Source organism: Chitinolyticbacter albus, from assembly GCF_024437655.1.
Taxonomy (GTDB): domain Bacteria; phylum Pseudomonadota; class Gammaproteobacteria; order Burkholderiales; family Chitinibacteraceae; genus Chitinolyticbacter; species Chitinolyticbacter albus.
On the sequence record NZ_JANBVF010000001.1, the window covers coordinates 252,521 to 270,827 of the forward strand.

Consider the following 18,307-nt stretch of genomic DNA (forward strand, 5'->3'; position numbering starts at 1 on the left):
TGTTGGCTGTCACTGCCACACAGGCAGATGCAGCACGTCCACCTTGCATGGCAGCTCGGCTAACCGCGCCCACCCGTGGGCAAACGCGATCGCTTCGTCCTCGCCTCCCCCACCGTGAGCCGTCGTCACGATAAAGATATCGATTTCAATGCAAAGCCAGTCGATGGCTTCTTCCCACTGCTGGCTGTCACCGCCCTCAATGGCGATCAGCTCGACGTCATCTGAAATCAAGCCTCGTAGAAACTCGTCATATCCGTGAGCGTATTGGCGATCACACAGCAAAACGATGCACCGCTTCATTGCACGGCGCTCTGGAATGGAAAATCCACGTCCGGCACCTTGCCCGCCACGATATCGGCGATCGCGAGGCCGGAGCCGCAAGCCTCGGTCCAGCCCAGCGTGCCGTGACCGGTATTGAGGTAGAGGTTGGGATAACGGCTGCGGCCGATATAGGGCAGGTTGCTCGGCGTGGCCGGGCGCAATCCACACCAGAATTCGGCGGCGTCGTAGTCGGCGGCACCGGGGAAGATCTCGCTGGTGCGTTCGATCAAGGCGCGGCAGCGCACCGCATTCAATTCCAGGTTGTAGCCGTTGAACTCGGCCGTGCCGGCCACCCGCAGCCGATCACCCAGGCGCGAGAACACCAGCTTGGCCCCGTCGTCGGTCAGGCTGACGGTGGGCGCGATCTGCCCGGGGCGCACCGGTATCGTCGCCGAGTAGCCCTTGGCCGGATAGATATTGAGGTGGATGCCCAGCGGCGCCAGGTGCAGCGGGCTGTAGCTGCCCAGGCACACGACAAAGGCATCGGCCACCAGACGCTCGGCCACCACCCCCTCTTGCAGGCGGACTGCCTTGATCTGGCCGCCTTCGTGCTCGAAACCTTGCAGTACCGCACCGTAGCGGAACTGCACGCCCAGCTGCTCGCAGTGTGCAGCGAGTGCATCGGTGAACTTGCGCGCATCGCCCGATTCGTCGGACGGCGTATAGGTGCCACCGACGATGGGACGGCGCGACGCAGCCAGCGCCGGCTCGATGGCGATGCATTCGGCGGCAAGCTTGACCTGCCGATCCAGCCCCACCTCATTCATCAAGGCGGCAGCAGGAATGGCGGCGTCGAACTCGGCCGTGTCGGTGTAGTAATGCAGGATGCCGGCCGTGCGCGCGTCGTATTCCAGCCCCAGCTCCTGCCGCAATGCCTGCAGCGTGGCCCGGCTATAGAGCCCCAGCCGCACCAGCGACTGCAAATTGCGGCGTGCGCGCGCCGCGGTGCATTCACGCAGGAAGGCAAGCCCCCAGCGCCACAGGGCCGGATCGAGCCGAGGGCGGAACAGCAGCGGCGCATCCTCCTCGGCCAGCCATTGCAGCGCCTTGAACGGCGCCTTGGGATTGGCCCAGGGCTCGGCGTGGCACACCGAGATCTGGCCACCGTTGGCGAAGCTTGTTTCGCGGGCAACCTCCGGTGCGCGCTCGATCACCGTCACCTCGAAGCCGGCGCGCGCCAGGAACCACGCCGACGTCACGCCGATCACCCCTGCCCCCAGCACCACGACCCGCATCGCATCCTCCTCGCAAGGCCGCCATTATGCCGCGCCCCACCGCCAGCGGGCTGCGTCATGTCAATCCGGGCGCGGTTTGCCGGGCGCATACGCGCAACATGCAAGGACGAAAGCGAGCGACAAGGCGTGGATAGCGGCTAGACTATGCACGGCGCATCCCCTCACCCAGCCCGAGTCCGCAACGCCCGCATGAAACTATCGCTGCGCACTGCCCTGATCCTGGCCACGCTTACCGGCCTGCTGCTTCCAGCCGCCATCGCCGGCTTTATCCGCCTGCAGGCGCAATACGGCGACGCGCGCGCGCTGATCAAGCGCGACCATGCGCGCATCGTCGACATCCTGGTGCTGGGCATGCAGGAGCCGCTGTGGAACCTGTCGCCCGAATCAGGCCGGCCCTTGCTTGAATCGGTGATGAGCGACGAGCGCGTGGTGCGCATTATCGTCAGCGACAATGCGCTGGGCAGCTTTCTTTCCGCCGATAGACCCGAACGCCGTAGCGGCCAGCTGCATACGCTGACCCGCGTGGTGAACAAGCAAGGCGCCCAGATCGGCAAGGTGACCGTCGAGTTCGACGATGGCCCGGTGTTCGCCGACATCCGCCACGAACAGCGCCAGACCATCGTCGCCGTGCTATTGCAGCTGACCGTCAGCCTCGGCCTCATCCTGTTCCTGCTGGGCTCGCGCGTGGTGCGGCCGCTCGCGGCACTGTCGCGCCAGTCCAAACGCCTGGCGCGCAAGCAGCTCGACGAACCCTTCATCTGGCGTCGCGAGGACGAGCTGGGGGAACTGGGCCATAGCCTGGAAACCACGCGTCAGTCGCTCAAGGCGCTGATCGATACACTGGAGCAGAAAAACCTGCAGCTGGAAGCCGACCTGATCAGCCGCCGACATATCGAATCGGCGCTGCGCGCGAGCCAGGATCGTTTCCAGCGCCTGGTCGAATCGACGCGTGTGATTCCATGGGACGCCAATCCCGAGGAATGGCGCTTCGTCTACGTCGGCCCGCAAGCCGAAGCCTTGCTTGGCCATCCGCTCGCCATCTGGTACCACGAGAACTTCCTGACAACCTATCTGCATCCGAATGATCGGCATCTGGCCTACCAGCTGTTCACCGAGGCGCGCGGCGAGGCCCCGGTCGAGTTCGAGCTGCGCCTGTTGGCGCGCGACGAGCGTACGGTCTGGGTACAGCTCATCGCCGAGCACCGCCACGACGAGGACGGCCACCACCTGCAAGGCTTTTTGATCGACATCACCGCTCGCAAGGAAGCCGAGCTCGAGCTGGAGCGCTATCGTAGTCATCTGGAAGAAGGCACCGAGATCCGCACCCGCGCGCTCGCCGCCGCCAACCATCAGCTGGAAACGCTGTCGCAGTCGGTCTCGCACGACCTGCGCTCGCCGCTGCGCACCATGGAAGGCTATGTCGAGGTGCTGCTGGAAGACTTCGACGAACAACTCGACGAGCGCGCCCGCAACTACGTGGCCCGCATGCGCGGCACACTGCGCCACATGAGCTCGCTGATCGACGACCTCCTGATGCTGTCCAAGCTCGCCCGCAGCGAGGTCCGGCGCCAGCAAGTCGATCTGGCCCAAGTCGCACGCGATATCCTCGACGAGCTGTACACGCTGCAACCGGCCCGCGACATCGAGCTGCGCATTCCGGACATGATTCCCGCCAGCGCCGATCCCAAGCTGATACGCACCGCGCTCTACAGCCTGTTCGACAATGCCTGGAAATTCACCGAGCAAACCGGCCACGCCGTGATCGAATTCGATTGCGCCTCGGTCAACGGCCAGACCGTGTTCCATGTGAAGGACAACGGCATCGGCTTCGACATGGCCTACGCAATGCGGCTGTTCCAGCCGTTCCAGCGTTTGCAGCAGACCGAGGAAGGCAGTGGCAACGGCATCGGCCTTGCCATCGCCCAGGCCATCATCCAGCGCCACGATGGGCGCATCTGGGCCAAGAGCACGCCAGGCAACGGCGCCACCTTTTACTTCACGCTGCCCGACCCGCGCGATTGAGCATCCTCATCAGCATGCGCAACGGCGTGCTTTTCTTTTACAGAACATTCGTTCTATAATCGCCGCAACCTCAACTCCACCACGGACCAGTTGCCATGGACGACAACAAGAGCAAGGCACTCGCCGCAGCGCTCGCGCAGATCGAACGCCAATTCGGCAAGGGCGCCATCATGAAGATGGGCGAGAACCAGATCGAGAACGATCTGCAGGTCGTCTCCACAGGCTCCTTGGGGCTCGACCTGGGCCTGGGCGTCGGTGGCCTGCCACGCGGCCGTGTCGTCGAAATCTTCGGCCCGGAATCGTCGGGCAAGACCACACTGTGTCTGCACGTGGTAGCGGAAGTACAGAAGGCCGGCGGCGTCGCGGCCTATATCGATGCGGAAAACGCGCTCGATCCGATCTATGCGCAAAAGCTCGGTGTCAACGTGCCCGACATGCTGATCTCGCAGCCCGATACCGGCGAGCAGGCGCTGGAAATCTGCGACATGCTGGTGCGCTCGGGCGGCGTGGACATCATCGTCATCGACTCGGTGGCCGCGCTCACGCCACGCGCCGAAATCGAAGGCGAGATGGGCGATCAGCTGCCGGGCCTGCAAGCCCGCTTGATGAGCCAGGCGCTGCGCAAGCTCACCGCCAACATCAAGCGCACCAATACCCTCGTCATCTTCATCAACCAGTTGCGGATGAAGATCGGCGTGATGATGCCGGGCCAGAGCCCGGAAACCACCACCGGTGGTAACGCGCTCAAGTTCTACGCCTCGGTGCGCCTCGATATCCGTCGCATCGGCGCGGTGAAGAAGGGCGACGAGATCATCGGCAACCAGACCAAGGTGAAGATCGCCAAGAACAAGGTGGCGCCCCCGTTCCGCGTCGTCACCTTCGACATCCTGTACGGCGAGGGCATTTCGCGCGAGGGCGAAATCATCGAGCACGGCGTCACGCACAAGATCGTCGAGAAATCCGGCGCCTGGTACAGCTACAACGGCAACAAGATCGGCCAGGGTCTGGAGAATTCGCGCCAGTTCCTCAAGGACAACGCCGAACTCACCGACGAGATCGTGCGTCGCATCCGCGAGAAGATCGGCGGCACGCAGTTGCCGATCGAGCCGGGCAACCCGCTCGAGGATGACGAGGAACTCGCTGAGTAAAGCCACGCGGGGCGGCGCAAGCCGCCCTACGCATTTTGCGACCCCGTCCATGCCCGCCCCCACCTCGTTACGCCAGCGCGCCCTCGCCTATCTGGCACGGCGGGAGCATGCACGCGCGGAGCTGCGACAAAAGCTGTTGCCGCATGTCGACGGCGACACCGACGCGCTCGAGGCGCTGCTCGACGATTTCGTCGAGCGTGGTTGGCTGTCCGACGCCCGCTTCGCCGAGGCTTGGGCGCACAGCCGCGGTGTGCGTTACGGTGGGCAGCGCTTGCGCGCTGAACTGCGTGGCAAGGGCGTGGATGCCACGCTGATCGCCGAAACGTTGGGTAGCATGGCCGCGAGCGAAGAAGCGCGCGCGCGCGAGGTCTGGCAGCGCAAGTTTGGCAGCCCGCCGCAGGATGCGCGGGAGCGCGCGCGCCAGCTGCGCTTTCTGGCTGCCCGCGGTTTTCCGCTCGATATTGTCTACCGCGTGGTCGGCGGTGACGACGAGACCGTTTGATCCAGATTGCGCCGTGAATCTGGCAAGGCCGCGACGGCTCGGCTATCAATGAGGAAGCCCTTACTCGCGTTCATGCTGGAGTCCTGGTGGTGTTTCTTCCTCATACTCAACAGGTCGTCGCGCTCGCCTTACCTTGCCGGCAAGGCAGATGCGCACAATGAGCCAGCCTGGCCACGACAGCATCGAATTTGCCGCCGAACAGCACGTTGCGCGCTTCGGACAGCGACACTGGCGCATCCTGATCGTCGACGACGAGCCCGACGTGCACCAGGCCACCAGCTTCGCGCTGAAGGACGAGATCATCCTCGATCGGCCGCTGGAATTCCTGCACGCCTACAACGCCGACGAAGCATTGCAGATCCTGTCGCGCGAGCCCGACATCGCCGTGGTCTTGCTCGATGTGGTGATGCAGGGCAACGAAGACGGCCTCGTCGTCGCGCGTGCCATACGCCAGCAGCTCAATTTGAACGAAGTCCGCATCGTGTTGCGCACCGGCCACCCCGGCTACGCGCCCGAATACCGCGTGATCCGCGACTTTGGCATCAACGACTACAAGACCAAGTCCGAGCTCACGCAGATCCGGCTGCAGACCACGCTGACCACCGCCATCCGCTCGTATCAGCAATTGAAGGCCATCAACGCCAGCCGACGCGGCCTGGAAATGATCGTCGAAGCGTCGAGCACGCTGTTCGAGCGCCGCTCTCCCGAAAGCTTCGCTTCCGGCGCACTGATCCAGCTTGCCGCCCTCCTGGGCCTGGCGCCAGGCGGCATCATCTGCATGCGCCATCCGGTATCGCCGACGCGACGCGGCAAGTCTGAATGGCGCATCGCCAGCGCGGCTGGAGAAATGCAGCATCTGACGGGACAAGCGCTGTCCGACCTGGACGACACGGTGGTCGTCAACGCCGTCGAACACGCGTTGCGTTCAGGCAGTTCGCTCTATACCGATCGCTTCGTCGTGCTCTATCTCAACCGCATGCGCGATCAGGAGGCCGCGGTCTATCTGCCCACGCAGCAGCCGCTGGGCGATGAGGACCGGCAACTGCTGGAAGTATTCTGCGCCAACCTCGCGATCGGCCTGGAGAACGTGGCGCTGTTTCGCCAGCTGCAGGAGCTGGCCTATATCGACCCGCTGACTCATCTACCCAATCGCACGCAATTCGTCAGCCAGCTCGATCGCATCCTCAAGCAGCCGGTCGGCAACGAACTGGTGCTGATGCTCGATGTCGCCCATTTCTCGCAGATCAACGATGCGCTCGGCCACCTGATCGGCGATCAGCTGCTGCAGAGCATCGCGCAGCGGCTGCGCCCCTTCATTGCGCCGACGGTGACCTTGGCCCGCGTCGGGGTCGACGTGTTCGGTCTGGTTGGCCCGCTGCCCGACATGCGGCTGGACGCACTGTTCGAGTCCTTCGAGCGCCCGTTCGCCGTCGCCTCGCACCAGTTGCGAATCCAGGTCGTCAGCGCAGCAGCCCACCTGGTCGACACCGAACCCACCGGCATCGGTTGCCTCAAGGACGTGACCATCGCGCTCAACCAGGCCAAGCACGCCGAAGACGGCAAGCTGATGTGGTACTCGCCAGCAATGAGCCGTGCATCGCGTCAGCGATTGGACCTGCTGCACGATCTGGAAAGCGCGATCCGCCAGTCCCAGCTCACCGTGCATTACCAGCCGCAGATCGATCTCTCCAGCGGCGCCATAGTCGGCGTCGAAGCACTGGCGCGCTGGCCACAACTCGATGGCAGCTTTATCGCTCCCGACCGCTTTATTCCGCTGGCCGAACAATCCGGTCTCATCATCGAGCTGGGCACCTGGCTGTTCGACAATGTCTGCCAGCAACTGCTTGCCTGGCGCGAAGCCGGGTTCGATACGCTGCGCGTGGCGATCAACGTCTCCATGGTGCAGTTCAACCATGAAGGCCTGATCGATCTCTTGGCCGACACGCTCGAGCGCTACGCCCTGCCCACCTCGCTGATCGAGGTGGAAATCACCGAAAGCGTGGCGATGACACACCCCGAGGACGTGATCGGCAAGATCGCCCGGCTCAAGGGGCTGGGCGTTTCGGTGGCCATCGACGATTTCGGCACTGGCTTCTCGTCGCTGGCGTATCTGCAAAAGTTGGGCGCGGACCGCCTCAAGATCGATCGTGCCTTCATCCGCGAGATGGGGCTGGGCGATAACCCGTACAGCATCGCCGAGATGGTGATCAACCTCGGGCACAAGCTGGGCATCAAGGTCATCGCCGAAGGCGTGGAATCTCCCGCCCAGGCCACACTGCTGCGCAGCCTCGGTTGCGACGAAGCACAGGGCTATCTGTTCGCCAAACCTGCACCACCCGCCCCGCTCACCCACTGGTTTCTCGAAACCGGGCTGCGGCTCGCCGTTTGACCGCCGGCTCCCGGTGGTGTCACGCCTGCGTTTGGGATGATGGTTCAGGCATGGGCAGGCGCGTCGCGCACCTAACGCTGACCATTAGATCCGGCCTGCGTCACTACCGAGTGCCCTCGGCGTTCATCCGAGCCGCGCCGGCGCCAGTTGCTCGCGCAAGGCGTCGATCAGCACCCGCACCTTGGCCGGCACATGCCGGCTGGCCGGATACACCGCGTAGATGCCACCACGGGGCAATTGCCAATCTGGCAACACGCGGGTCAGCCTGCCAGCGGCGACATCGGCCTGCACCAGGTAATGCGGCAATACACCAATGCCTGCCTGGTTCAGCAGCAATGCATGCAACGCCTGCGGCGAGTTGACCTTGATCGCGCCGTGCATGCGCACCTGCTGCACATCACCCAACAGATGCGTGAACCTCCACGTCAGCGGTGCGCTCAATAGCGTGAGCGACAGCCACGCCTGGCGCGCCAGATCCTGCGGCGCGGCCACCGGCACTGAGCGCGCGAGATATTCCGGTGTCGCCACCACCCATTGCTCGAAATCGCCCAGTGCGGCCGCGCGCAGCGAGGAATTCTTGAGCCAGCCCAAGCGGATTGCCACGTCGATGCGTGATTCGACTAGGTCCATCACCTCGTTACTGGCAATCAGCTCGATCTGCAGCTCGGGGTATTGTCGGGCCAGCCGGGCGATGACCGGCGCGATCACGCTACCGGCGTAGTCGGGCGGTGCCGTCAGCCGCAGCAGGCCACGCGGCGCCTGCTGGCTCGCGCCCACCCGCCCGATTGCCTGCTCCATGCCCACAAGCGAGGGCAGGCAATCGGCATGCAGCCGCTCGCCCGCCTCGGTTAGCGTGACCCGACGCGTCGTGCGCGTGAACAGCGTGACGGCCAGTTCCCGCTCCAGCCGCGCCACCTGCTGGCTGACGATGGCCTTGGCCACGCCCAGGCGCTCGGCCGCGGCGGTGAAGCCTCCCGTCTCGACCACGGCGGCAAAGTAGACCAGTCGATTGAGATCGACCCGGAGCAGTTCACGCATGGATTTGTTCTCTAATTCAATACAGTGAATTTACGATAACCGTGTTTATCCGATCAATTGCACGGCGCATGATGCAGCCATCACCCAACGCAATGATCCACAGGAGCAACCCATGAAACTCGCCCTGATCGGCGCCACCGGCTACATCGGATCCAAGCTGCTCGCAGAAGCGCTGGCTCGCGGCCATGATGTGACCGCCATCGTGCAGCATCCACAAAAACTGCGAGCGCACGCCCGGCTCTCCGGCGTTGCCGCCGATGTGCACGACGTGGCGGCCCTCGCCAGCCAGCTTGCCGGCCACGATGTGGTGATCAGTGCCTTCAGCGGCCATGCCCAAGCCAACGTCTACGACTACTATCTCGCCGGCTTCAAGGCCATTGTCGCCGCGACCAAGGCCGCCAAGGTGTCTCGCTTCGTCACCGTCGGCGGTGCCGGTAGCCTGGAAGTCGCTCCCGGCGTGCAGCTGGTCGACACACCTCAGTTCCCGGAACAATGGAAGGGGACGGCGCTGGGAGCCCGCGAAGCGCTGAACCTGCTGCGCGGCGAAGCCGAACTGGACTGGACCATGCTGAGCCCCGCCGCCCATATCGTGCCGGGCGAACGCACCGGCCAGTTCCGTCTGGGCACCGAGCAGTTGCTGACCGACCGCAATGGCGAGAGCCACATCTCGTTGGAGGACTACGCCCCCGCCCTGCTCGACGAAGTGGAACAGCCCAAGCATCGCCGCGGCCGCTTCACCGTCGCCTACTAGGCTGGATCGACATTCGAACATGGGGTGCGTTGGCCCGTGGGCCGGCTGGTTGCGCCAAGCGCAGCCCGGGGTTGGCCAGCGGCTCCTGACCAGCCACCAGCCAGTCGTGCAGGCGGCCGCTGAGTGGAATCCGCCTTATTCCTGGCTGGCCTCGCCCGCTGCCAGCGCCTGGCCCAGGCGCACCTGCGCCAGCCGCAGCCGCTCGATCAACGCCGGCGGCGACTGCACCGTGAAAGGCACGCCCAGCGCCATTAGCCAGTAGACCAGGTGGTCGAGCGCATGCGCGCCGCATTGCAGCAGACAATGCCCGCCCTCGATGGGCGTCAGCACCGCCGCCGAAGCGGGGATGTGGCGCGCCATTTCGGAATGCGGCGCATGCAGCACCACCCGCGCCTGCTCCGCGTAGGGCGGAACCGCCAGCGAGCGCGATAGATAGGCGCGCAGGTCGCCGCCTTCAGGCCCGATGCGTGGCGCAAAGTGGCGTCCAACGCCAACCTCGCCGGCAATCCGGTCGACGCGAAAGGTGCGCCAATCGCTCCGCACCGTATCCCACGCCACCAGGTACCAGTTCTGCCCGGTGTGGACCACGCCCTGCGGCTCCACCTCGCGCTGCGTGGCCTGTCCGCGGCTGTCGGCGTAGGCAAAGCCCAGCCGCAGCTGATCGCGGCAGGCTGATGCCAGCAGCGCGAGCAGCCCAGCATCGACGCTAGCGCCCCAGCGTTCCATCGGCAGGATGGCCGATCGCAGTGCATCGGTACGTCGGCGCAGGCGTGCCGGCATCACCTGCTCCAGCTTGACCAGCGCGCGCAGCGCCGGCTCCTCCATATTGCCTACCGAACCCACGCTGGCCATGCGCAGCGCGAGGGCTGCTGCCAACGCCTCGTCGTCGTCGAGCAGCAGCGGCGGCAGCGTTTGGCCGGCACGGAAGGAATACCCGCCGGCCACGCCGCTGCTCGCCTCGATCGGATAGCCGAGTTCGCGCAATTTATCGATGTCGCGCCGCACAGTGCGCGGGTGGATTTCCAGCCGCTCTGCGAGTTCATTGCCGCCCCAGTGGCGGCGGGTCTGCAGCAGCGCCAATAGCCGGAGCAAACGAGTGGAAGCGGTGAGCATGGCGATATCCGGATCCATAATCGAGGGCGGATTCTGTCCGCAATGTACTGTACCGTGGTCGTGACGTCGCGGATACGCCGCCACGCAGCAGTCGAGAACAACAACCCCACTGGAGAACTCCGTCATGTCCATCGTCCTGTACTGGCACCCCATGTCCAGCGCCACCCCCATCGCCTGCGCCCTCGCCGAGCTCGGTGTGCCGCACGAGCGCGTCAAGGTCGACATCAAGGCCGGCGAGCAGCGCCACCCCGATTACCTGGCGCTCAATCCCAACGGCAAGGTGCCGACGCTGGCGGTGGATGGCGCCCCGATGTTCGAGGCGTTGGCCATCCACCTGTGGCTGGGAGAGCGCTTCGGCGTGGAGCGCGGCCTGTGGCCCAAGGCCGGCACGCCCGAGCATCTGCAGGCGCTGTCGTGGAGCACCTGGTCCTATGTGACCTACGGCGCGGTGCTGGTACGGCTGCAGGTCGCCACACACGGCGAGGAGGCGGTGCGCAGCTCCACCCAAGCCGACGCGGCCCGCGCGGGGCTCGATGAACTGCTGGCCCTGCTCGATACCCGCCTGGCGGCGCAGCCCTGGATGCTGGGTCGCGACTACTCCTTGGTCGAACTCATCGTCGGCTCGGTGATCGGCTACAGCGCCTATCTCGGTGCGCCACTCGCCAATCACGCCCATGTGCGCGACTGGCTGGCCCGGGTGCAGGCCCGCCCGGCGATGCAGATCGACGCCTGATCGTCCGTTCCGTCCGGCCTTGCGCGCTCGCCGCCAGGCCGGACGATATCCGGGCTGCAACCTGGCCATCCTATAGTGCCGGTTCGTCCTCCAACGGAGCTTTCCATGCAGGCCATCGGCGAATTCGACGTGAAACTGCAGCCGCAAACGACGCATGCCAGCGGCAGCGACGGCATCGCGCTCGCGCGCATGAGCATCGACAAGACCTTCCGTGGCGATCTGGACGCCCAAAGCCAGGGCGAGATGCTAAGCGCGGTCACCACCGTGCCCGGGTCTGCCGGCTATGTGGCGATCGAACAGGTGCACGGCCGCCTCAATGGGCGCAGCGGCAGCTTCGTGCTGCAGCACTTCGGCACCATGGATCACGGCGCCCCGCGCCTGGTGCTGGAAGTGGTGCCGGACTCGGCCAGCGGCGAGCTGGCGGGCCTTGCCGGCGCGATGACGATCCGTATCGAGGCCGGCAAACACTACTACACCTTCGACTACACCCTGCCGGCACCATCTTGAGCCAGCCTGTCGGTATTTCCGTGCGATAGGCCGTGAATGCCGCACCATTGCACGCCTACACTCGTTTCAAAATACTGAACGAATCGCTCACAACTCTTCGATTTCTTTAGCAGGCACGCTGGTTTAGGATTTGAACAAGATCTGAACCACCCCGGCAGCGTGACTGCCGGGCCAACCAGGAGCCTGCCATGCGTACGCTGAACCTTCCCACCGTCAACCGCTCGCGCGAGATCGAACGCATCGTGAACGGCATGCCGACCAGCGACGGCGCCGGCGTGAAGCTGACCCGCGTGCTGACGCACGATCTGCAGCGCCGGCTCGACCCCTTTTTGATGCTCGACGCGTTCCGCTCGGACAACGCCGATGACTATATCGCCGGCTTTCCCGACCATCCGCACCGCGGCTTCGAGACCGTCACCTATATGCTGGCCGGCCGCATGCGCCATCGCGACAACGCCGGCAACGAGGGCCTGCTGCAGAACGGCGGCGTGCAATGGATGACCGCCGGGCGCGGCATCGTGCATAGCGAACTGCCCGAGCAGGAGGACGGCCTGATGGAAGGCTTTCAGCTGTGGGTGAACCTGCCCGGCAAGACCAAGATGACAGCACCCGGCTATCGCGACATTCCGGCCGCCGACATCCCCGAGTTCGCACTCGCTGGCGGCGGTGCGCTCAAGCTGATTGCTGGCAAGCTCGGCAGCGAGGAAGGCGCAGTGACCCGGCCCGATACCGAGCCGCTGTACCTCGATCTGACGATCCCGGCCGGCGGTGTATATGCGGTCGCGATTCCGGCGGGGCACAACGCCTTTGTCTATGTTTATCGCGGTGCGCTCACCGCGGGTGATCTGGCCCGCCCGGTGCGCGACAAGCAGATGGGCGTGCTAAACAACGAGGGCGACGGTGTCTCCCTGCGAGCGGCCGAGGAAACCCGGCTGATCCTGGTCGCCGGCAAGCCGCTGCGCGAGCCGATCGCCCAGTGGGGGCCGTTCGTGATGAATAGCCGTGAGGAGATCGAACAGGCTGTCGACGATTTCCACAACGGCCGCTTCTGAGAGCCTGTTATGCACGTGGTAGTCGTTATCTGCGGATCACTGACGTCTAGAACCCGGCAAAGCCGGGTTCTCACCTGTTCTGAAGGGTGACGAGCGGCTCTCCCTATTCGATTCCATACCCCCCGCCCTCGCCGCCGCGAGGGGGCCTCGCTGTTTCTCGTCAGCAGCACAGATTGAACCCTGCTGGATCTGATACTTGAGTACATAGCAGACACTATCTAATTGTCATTCGGGGCGGGCCACCGCCCTGCAGCGCCAGAGAAACAGCGCGGTTGGGCTATGGTTCAAACCTGTGCCCCGCCCACTCACCGCCCGGAGTTTCTATGCCCACCCTGCTCCGCCTGCACGGCCGCGACGAAATCGTCGGCGCCAACCTGCCGGTGACGCGCGCGCTGCCGCATCGCGATCGCCGCCAGATCGGCCCCTTCGTGTTCTGGGATCACATGGGCCCGGCCGAGCTGCCGCCAGGTGCCGGCGTCGACGTACCGCCGCATCCGCATATCGGTCTTGCCACGGTGACCTACCTGTTTGAGGGTGCGATCGAGCATCGCGACAGTCTGGGTAATGAGCTCACCATCACGCCGGGCGACATCAACCTGATGACGGCCGGCCACGGCATCGCTCATAGCGAGCGCAGCCCTGCCGGCGAACGCGATACCGCGCGCCGCATCCACGGTCTTCAGACCTGGCTGGCGCTGCCGATCCCGGTCGAGGATGGTGCGGCAGATTTCCGCCACTACCCGGCGACCGACCTGCCGGTGATCGAGCAAGGCGGCGCGTGGATCAACGTGCTGATCGGCAGCGCCTTCGGTGCGGCCTCGCCGGTGGCAGTGGCCAGCCCCACGCTCTACGCGGTGGTGCGCCTCGCTGCCGGCCGCAGCCTGACGCTGCCAGCCGACTATGTGGAGCGCGGCGTCTACGTGGTAGAAGGCGAGCTGGACCTCGAGACCGAGCGCTTTGCCGCGCGCGAACTTGCCGCGCTACCCGGGGGAGAAACCATCGTCGCGACTGCGCTGAACGACACGCTGTTCGCACTGTTCGGCGGGGCGCCGCTCGACGCACCGCGCGCCATGTGGTGGAACTTCGTCTCCAGCCGGCGCGAGCTGATAACCGAGGCCGCACGCGATTGGGAAAATGGCGAGCGCTTCGTGATGCCGCCCAACGAAACCGAGCGGCTGCCGCTACCCAAGACGCGGCCGTCGCACTGATGCGGCAGCGCGGGCCGGACGGGTAGAATGCTGCAATTGCACACCCCAGCCCGCGTTATGCACACCTTTCTCTGGCACGACTACGAAACCTTCGGCGTCAACCCGCGCCGCGACCGCCCCGCCCAGTTCGCCGGCATCCGCACCGATGCCGAGCTCAACGAGATCGGCGAACCGATCGAGTTGTATTGCCGCCCCACGCCGGACTGGCTGCCCGAGCCTGAAGCCTGTTTGCTCACCGGCATCACGCCGCAGCGCTGTCTGCAGCGCGGCGTGGCCGAGCACGAATTTGCCGCCCGCATCGAGGCTGAACTGGGCACGCCCGGCACCATCGGCGTCGGCTACAACACCATCCGCTTCGACGACGAAGTCACGCGTCACCTGCTGTGGCGCAATCTGCGCGACCCGTATGCGCGCGAATGGCAGAACGACTGCAGCCGCTGGGATCTGATCGACGTGGTGCGCACCGCCTGGGCGCTGCGCCCGGACGGCATCAACTGGCCGCACCACGAGGACGGCCGCCCCTCGTTCAAGCTGGAAGACCTCACCCACGCCAACCGCATCGGCCACGAGGCGGCGCACGATGCGGTATCGGACGTGCGCGCCACCATAGCCCTGGCCCGGCTGATCCGCGCCCAGCAGCCCAAGCTCTTCGATTTCTGCCTCTCGCTGCGCAAGAAGGAGGCGGTGCAGCGCGAGATCGGCGTGGAGCCCAAGCCACTGCTGCATATCTCCGGCATGTACGGCACTGAGCGCGGTTGCCTCGCCATTGTCTGGCCGCTGGCCTGGCATCCGCAGAACAAGAACGAGCTGATCGTCTGGGACCTGGCGTTTGACCCAGCCGAGCTGTTCGAACTTGACGCAGCCACCATGCGCACGCGCATGTTCACCCGCGCGGCCGAGTTGCCCGACGGCGTGACGCGGCTGCCGGTCAAGACCATCCATATCAACAAGTCGCCCATTGTCATCGGCAACTTGAAGACGCTGTCGGCCGAGCGCGCCGCGCATTGGGGCATCGATGTGCCACAAGCACTGGCGCACGCCGAGGTGCTGCGCAGCGGACCCGAACTCTCCGCGCGCTGGCAGGCCGTGTACCAGCGCGAGGCGCAAGCGCCGTACGACGTGGACGAGGATCTCTACGGCGGCTTCCTCGGCAACAACGACCGGCGCACGCTGGCGCGCGCCACCACGCTATCGGGCATCGAACTCGCCCGCGAGCGCTTCAGCTTCGATGACAAGCGCCTGCCCGAGCTGCTGTTCCGCTACCGCGCGCGCAACTTCCCCGACACGCTCACCGAGGCCGAGCAGCAGCGCTGGAACCAGCTGCGAATGGAGCGCCTGTTCGAAGGCCGCGACGGCTATCTGACGCTGGAAGCGTATTGCGAGCAGATCGACACCCTGGCCGAGCTCGCCGACGAGCGTGGCGAGAAACTCCTCGCGCAATTGTACGAATACGCGGACATGATTGCGCCGGAGTACGGCTGACCAGCCTGTGCAGACGAGTAGCCTGAGCGATTGTTATCGCGCAAACGCAATCACATGATCGATCTCGGCCTGGATGCCGATCATTTCGCCGATCGCGTGGTTGTGGTGGCTGGGCACCAGCGACAGCACGCGGTTACCTGAAGCCAGCTCCAGCGTGTAGAGGAATTCCGCGCCGCGGAACGCCTTGGCGACGACGCGGGCCTGGATAGGACTGGCGTCATCGTGCTGGATGTCATCCGGGCGAATCAGCACGTCCACCTCGCAGTCCGGGCAGCAATGGATCGGTACGATACGGCAGATCTGGCCAAGCTCGATCTCCACGCATTGCGATCCAGTCACCCTGCCCGGCAGGAACACACCCTCGCCGATGAAGTCGGCGACAAAGCGGTCGGCCGGCTCGTGATAGAGCTGGTAAGGACTGGCCCACTGGCGGATCTGGCCGCCGGCCATCACGCCCACCATATCGGCCACCGCAAAGGCTTCGTGCTGGTCGTGCGTGACCAGGACAGCCGTGGTGCCGGCGGCCTTGAGAATAGCGCGCACGTCCTGCGCCAGGCGCTCGCGCAGTTCCACGTCGAGGTTAGAAAAAGGTTCGTCGAGCAGCAAGAGGCGCGGCCTGGGCGCCAGCGCGCGCGCCAGCGCCACCCGTTGCTGCTGGCCACCGGAGAGCTCGTGCGGGTAGCGCCCGCCCTGCCCGTCCAGGCCGACCAGTACCAACAGTTCGGCCACGCGTGCGTCACGCTCGGCGCGCGGCATGCGCGATAGGCCAAAGCCGATATTGCCGGCGATGCTCAGGTGCGGGAACAGCGCGTAGTCCTGGAACACCATGCCGATCTGCCGCGCCTCGGGCGGCACGCTAGCAACCGATTCGGCGACCGTTACACCGGCAAGCACAATACGGCCGTGGGCCACCGGCTCGAAACCCGCGATCGCCCGCAGTACCGTGGTCTTGCCGCAGCCGGAGGCGCCCAGCAGGCAACCGATCTCGCCCTCGGCCAGATGGAACGACAACGCCTCGACGATGGTCTTGGCGCCGTAGCGCAGGGTGATGTCCTGGACATTCAACATGGGATCAATGGCGCTCGCTGTGGCGGATCAGCAAAAACACTGGCAGCAGTCCGGCCAGCACGATAAAGAGGCTGGGCAGCGCGGCGCGGTCCCACATGCCTTCCGAGGTCATCTCGAATACCCGCACCGCCAGCGTGTCCCAGCCGAAAGCCCGGGTCATCAGCGTGATCGGCATTTCCTTCATCACGTCGACGAACACCATCAGCAAGGCGGTGAAGAGGCCACCGCGCAGCAAGGGCAGATGCAGCCGCAATAGCGCCTGGCGCGAGTTGAGACCCAACGAGCGCGCGGCCTCCTCCTGGTTGCGCGTGATGCGCTGCATGGCGGTATCGACCGGCTGGAACGCCACGGCCATGAAGCGTGCCGCCAGCGCCAGCAGCATCACCGCCACCGTGCCCTTGAGCACCTGGAAGCCCTCAAAGCCCAGTGGCTGCAGGGCCGCCAGCAGGATGTTGTCGAGCCACGCCACCGGAATGAACACGCCGACCGCCAGCACGGTGCCGGGCACGGCGTAGCCCAGGATGGCCAGCCGCGTCAGCCATTGCGTGGTGCGCCCCTGGTAGCGGCGCCGCGCGTACGCCAGCACCAGCGCCAGCAGACCAAGCAAGGCCGCGGCCATCGCCGCCAGCAGGATGGAACGGCCGATGAAGGCGGGGTAGCGATCGTCGAAGTCATCCGCCCACACGCCCTTGACCCAGAGCAAGAGCTGGATCAGCGGAATGACGAAGGCCACCAGCAGCACCAGCAGGCACCAGATGCTCGCCCACCAGCGTGTGGCGCCGATCAAGGCGATCCGTTCAGCGTGGCCGCTACGCACATGATAGTGCCGGGCGCCACGCACCCGCTGCTCGATCACCGCCAGAACCAGCACAAACAGCACCAGCAAGGAGGCCAATTGCGACGCGGCCGGCAGATTGAACAGGGCAAACCATGCCTTGTAGATGGCGGTGGTGAAGGTGTCGAAATTGAAAATGGAAACGGCGCCGAAATCGGCCAGCGTTTCCATCAGTGCCAGCGTCACCCCGGCGATGATCCACGGTCGCGCCATGGGGATGGCGACGCGGAAAAAAGCCGCCCGGCGCGACACGCCCAGCATCTGCGCCGCCTCCAGCGCCCGCTTGCCCTGCGTGGCGAAGGCATTGCGCGCAAGCAGGTACACATAGGGATAGAAGGCCAGCGACAGCACCAGCACCACGCCGCCAGTGCCACGGATATTGGGGAACCCGCTGCTATCGCCCAGCACCTCGCGCAGCCAGGTCTGCACCGGCCCCGTGAAATCCAGCAGGCCGATCTGCACGAAAGCGAGCACATAGGCCGGCATTGCCAGCGGCAGCATCAGCGCCCAGGCAAAGAAGCGCCGGCCGGGGAACTCGCAGACCGCGGTCAGCCAGGCCAGCGGTACGCCCAGCAGCAGCACGCCGACGGTCACGCCCACCATCAGGATGGCGGTGTTCCTCAGCACGCCCGGCAGCACGTAGTGCGCCAGGTGCGACCAGATTTGAGGCTGCGGATCGAGAAACGACGCCAGCACCACCGCGAGCGGGATCAGCGTCAGCAAGGCAATCGGCAGTGCGTACAGCACCCCGCGCCACGCTCGGCGATCATGCCGCTGCGCCCTTGCCGGCAGTACGGGCTCGGCAAGGATGGCGGCTTCGGTGAGGCTGGAATCGGTCATGCGGGGGGATGGCTATGGCAGGCGCGCAATAGAGAAGGGCGGCCTTCGCCGCCCGTACTCAAT

At 65.3% G+C, this 18,307-nt stretch carries 16 protein-coding genes; 10 read left to right on the plus strand and 6 right to left on the minus strand.

Annotation, left to right across the window (positions count from 1 at the left end; genetic code table 11):
- Positions 1 to 9: 9 nt before the first annotated feature.
- Positions 10 to 300 (minus strand): DUF7684 family protein, encoded by a 291-nt coding sequence (locus NLI84_RS01245; protein WP_505661168.1) that lies wholly within the window; start codon positions 298 to 300, stop codon positions 10 to 12.
- Positions 297 to 1,556, minus strand: a complete 1,260-nt coding sequence (locus tag NLI84_RS01250) for a D-amino acid dehydrogenase (protein ID WP_255987614.1) — start codon at positions 1,554 to 1,556, stop codon at positions 297 to 299. The genes NLI84_RS01245 and NLI84_RS01250 overlap by 4 nt, the downstream gene beginning before the upstream one ends.
- Positions 1,557 to 1,745: 189 nt before the next feature.
- Between NLI84_RS01250 and NLI84_RS01255 the strand changes: the two genes are divergently transcribed.
- The 4 genes from NLI84_RS01255 (at position 1,746) to NLI84_RS01270 (ending at position 7,617) form a co-directional block, all read left to right on the plus strand.
- A complete protein-coding gene (locus tag NLI84_RS01255; RefSeq protein WP_255987616.1) occupies positions 1,746 to 3,578 on the plus strand; it encodes an ATP-binding protein in 1,833 nt (610 codons plus the stop codon).
- 95 nt (positions 3,579 to 3,673) lie between these two features.
- A complete protein-coding gene (gene recA, locus NLI84_RS01260; protein ID WP_255987618.1) occupies positions 3,674 to 4,726 on the plus strand; it encodes a recombinase RecA in 1,053 nt (350 codons plus the stop codon).
- 49 nt (positions 4,727 to 4,775) lie between these two features.
- The gene (gene recX / locus NLI84_RS01265) at positions 4,776 to 5,228 is read left to right on the plus strand and encodes a recombination regulator RecX (protein WP_255987619.1); all 453 of its coding nucleotides are present in this window, start codon (positions 4,776 to 4,778) and stop codon (positions 5,226 to 5,228) included.
- A gap of 157 nt (positions 5,229 to 5,385) precedes the next feature.
- Entirely contained in the window at positions 5,386 to 7,617 is a 2,232-nt protein-coding gene (locus NLI84_RS01270) for a GGDEF/EAL domain-containing response regulator (RefSeq protein WP_255987620.1), read from the plus strand.
- Positions 7,618 to 7,740: 123 nt separating this feature from the next.
- Here NLI84_RS01270 and NLI84_RS01275 read toward each other — a convergent pair whose 3' ends face one another.
- Entirely contained in the window at positions 7,741 to 8,655 is a 915-nt protein-coding gene (locus NLI84_RS01275) for a LysR family transcriptional regulator (RefSeq protein ID WP_255987621.1), read from the minus strand.
- 112 nt (positions 8,656 to 8,767) lie between these two features.
- On the opposite strand from NLI84_RS01275, the gene NLI84_RS01280 reads away from it, so the two are divergent.
- On the plus strand, positions 8,768 to 9,406 hold the full coding sequence (locus NLI84_RS01280; protein WP_255987622.1) for an NAD(P)-dependent oxidoreductase: 639 nt from the start codon (positions 8,768 to 8,770) through the stop codon (positions 9,404 to 9,406).
- A 135-nt stretch (positions 9,407 to 9,541) separates the two neighbouring features.
- Here NLI84_RS01280 and NLI84_RS01285 read toward each other — a convergent pair whose 3' ends face one another.
- A complete protein-coding gene (locus tag NLI84_RS01285) occupies positions 9,542 to 10,519 on the minus strand; it encodes a helix-turn-helix transcriptional regulator (RefSeq protein WP_255987623.1) in 978 nt (325 codons plus the stop codon).
- 124 nt (positions 10,520 to 10,643) lie between these two features.
- On the opposite strand from NLI84_RS01285, the gene NLI84_RS01290 reads away from it, so the two are divergent.
- The 5 genes from NLI84_RS01290 to sbcB all read left to right on the plus strand — a co-directional run bounded on the left by NLI84_RS01290 (position 10,644) and on the right by sbcB (position 15,501).
- Positions 10,644 to 11,252, plus strand: a complete 609-nt coding sequence (locus NLI84_RS01290) for a glutathione S-transferase family protein (RefSeq protein WP_255987625.1) — start codon at positions 10,644 to 10,646, stop codon at positions 11,250 to 11,252.
- Between the two features lie 105 nt (positions 11,253 to 11,357).
- Positions 11,358 to 11,759 carry a DUF3224 domain-containing protein gene (locus tag NLI84_RS01295; RefSeq protein WP_255987626.1) on the plus strand — a complete coding sequence of 134 codons (402 nt, stop codon included), beginning with the start codon at positions 11,358 to 11,360 and terminating at the stop codon, positions 11,757 to 11,759.
- A 188-nt stretch (positions 11,760 to 11,947) separates the two neighbouring features.
- Positions 11,948 to 12,811 (plus strand): pirin family protein, encoded by an 864-nt coding sequence (locus NLI84_RS01300; protein ID WP_255987627.1) that lies wholly within the window; start codon positions 11,948 to 11,950, stop codon positions 12,809 to 12,811.
- Between the two features lie 323 nt (positions 12,812 to 13,134).
- Positions 13,135 to 14,019 (plus strand): pirin family protein, encoded by an 885-nt coding sequence (locus tag NLI84_RS01305; RefSeq protein ID WP_255987629.1) that lies wholly within the window; start codon positions 13,135 to 13,137, stop codon positions 14,017 to 14,019.
- A gap of 57 nt (positions 14,020 to 14,076) precedes the next feature.
- Positions 14,077 to 15,501 (plus strand): exodeoxyribonuclease I, encoded by a 1,425-nt coding sequence (gene sbcB / locus NLI84_RS01310; protein WP_255987631.1) that lies wholly within the window; start codon positions 14,077 to 14,079, stop codon positions 15,499 to 15,501.
- A 33-nt stretch (positions 15,502 to 15,534) separates the two neighbouring features.
- On the opposite strand, the gene NLI84_RS01315 is transcribed toward sbcB, so the two are convergent.
- Positions 15,535 to 16,569 carry an ABC transporter ATP-binding protein gene (locus NLI84_RS01315; protein WP_255987632.1) on the minus strand — a complete coding sequence of 345 codons (1,035 nt, stop codon included), beginning with the start codon at positions 16,567 to 16,569 and terminating at the stop codon, positions 15,535 to 15,537.
- Positions 16,570 to 16,573: 4 nt separating this feature from the next.
- Positions 16,574 to 18,244 (minus strand): ABC transporter permease, encoded by a 1,671-nt coding sequence (locus tag NLI84_RS01320; protein WP_255987634.1) that lies wholly within the window; start codon positions 18,242 to 18,244, stop codon positions 16,574 to 16,576.
- Positions 18,245 to 18,307 lie beyond the last annotated feature (63 nt).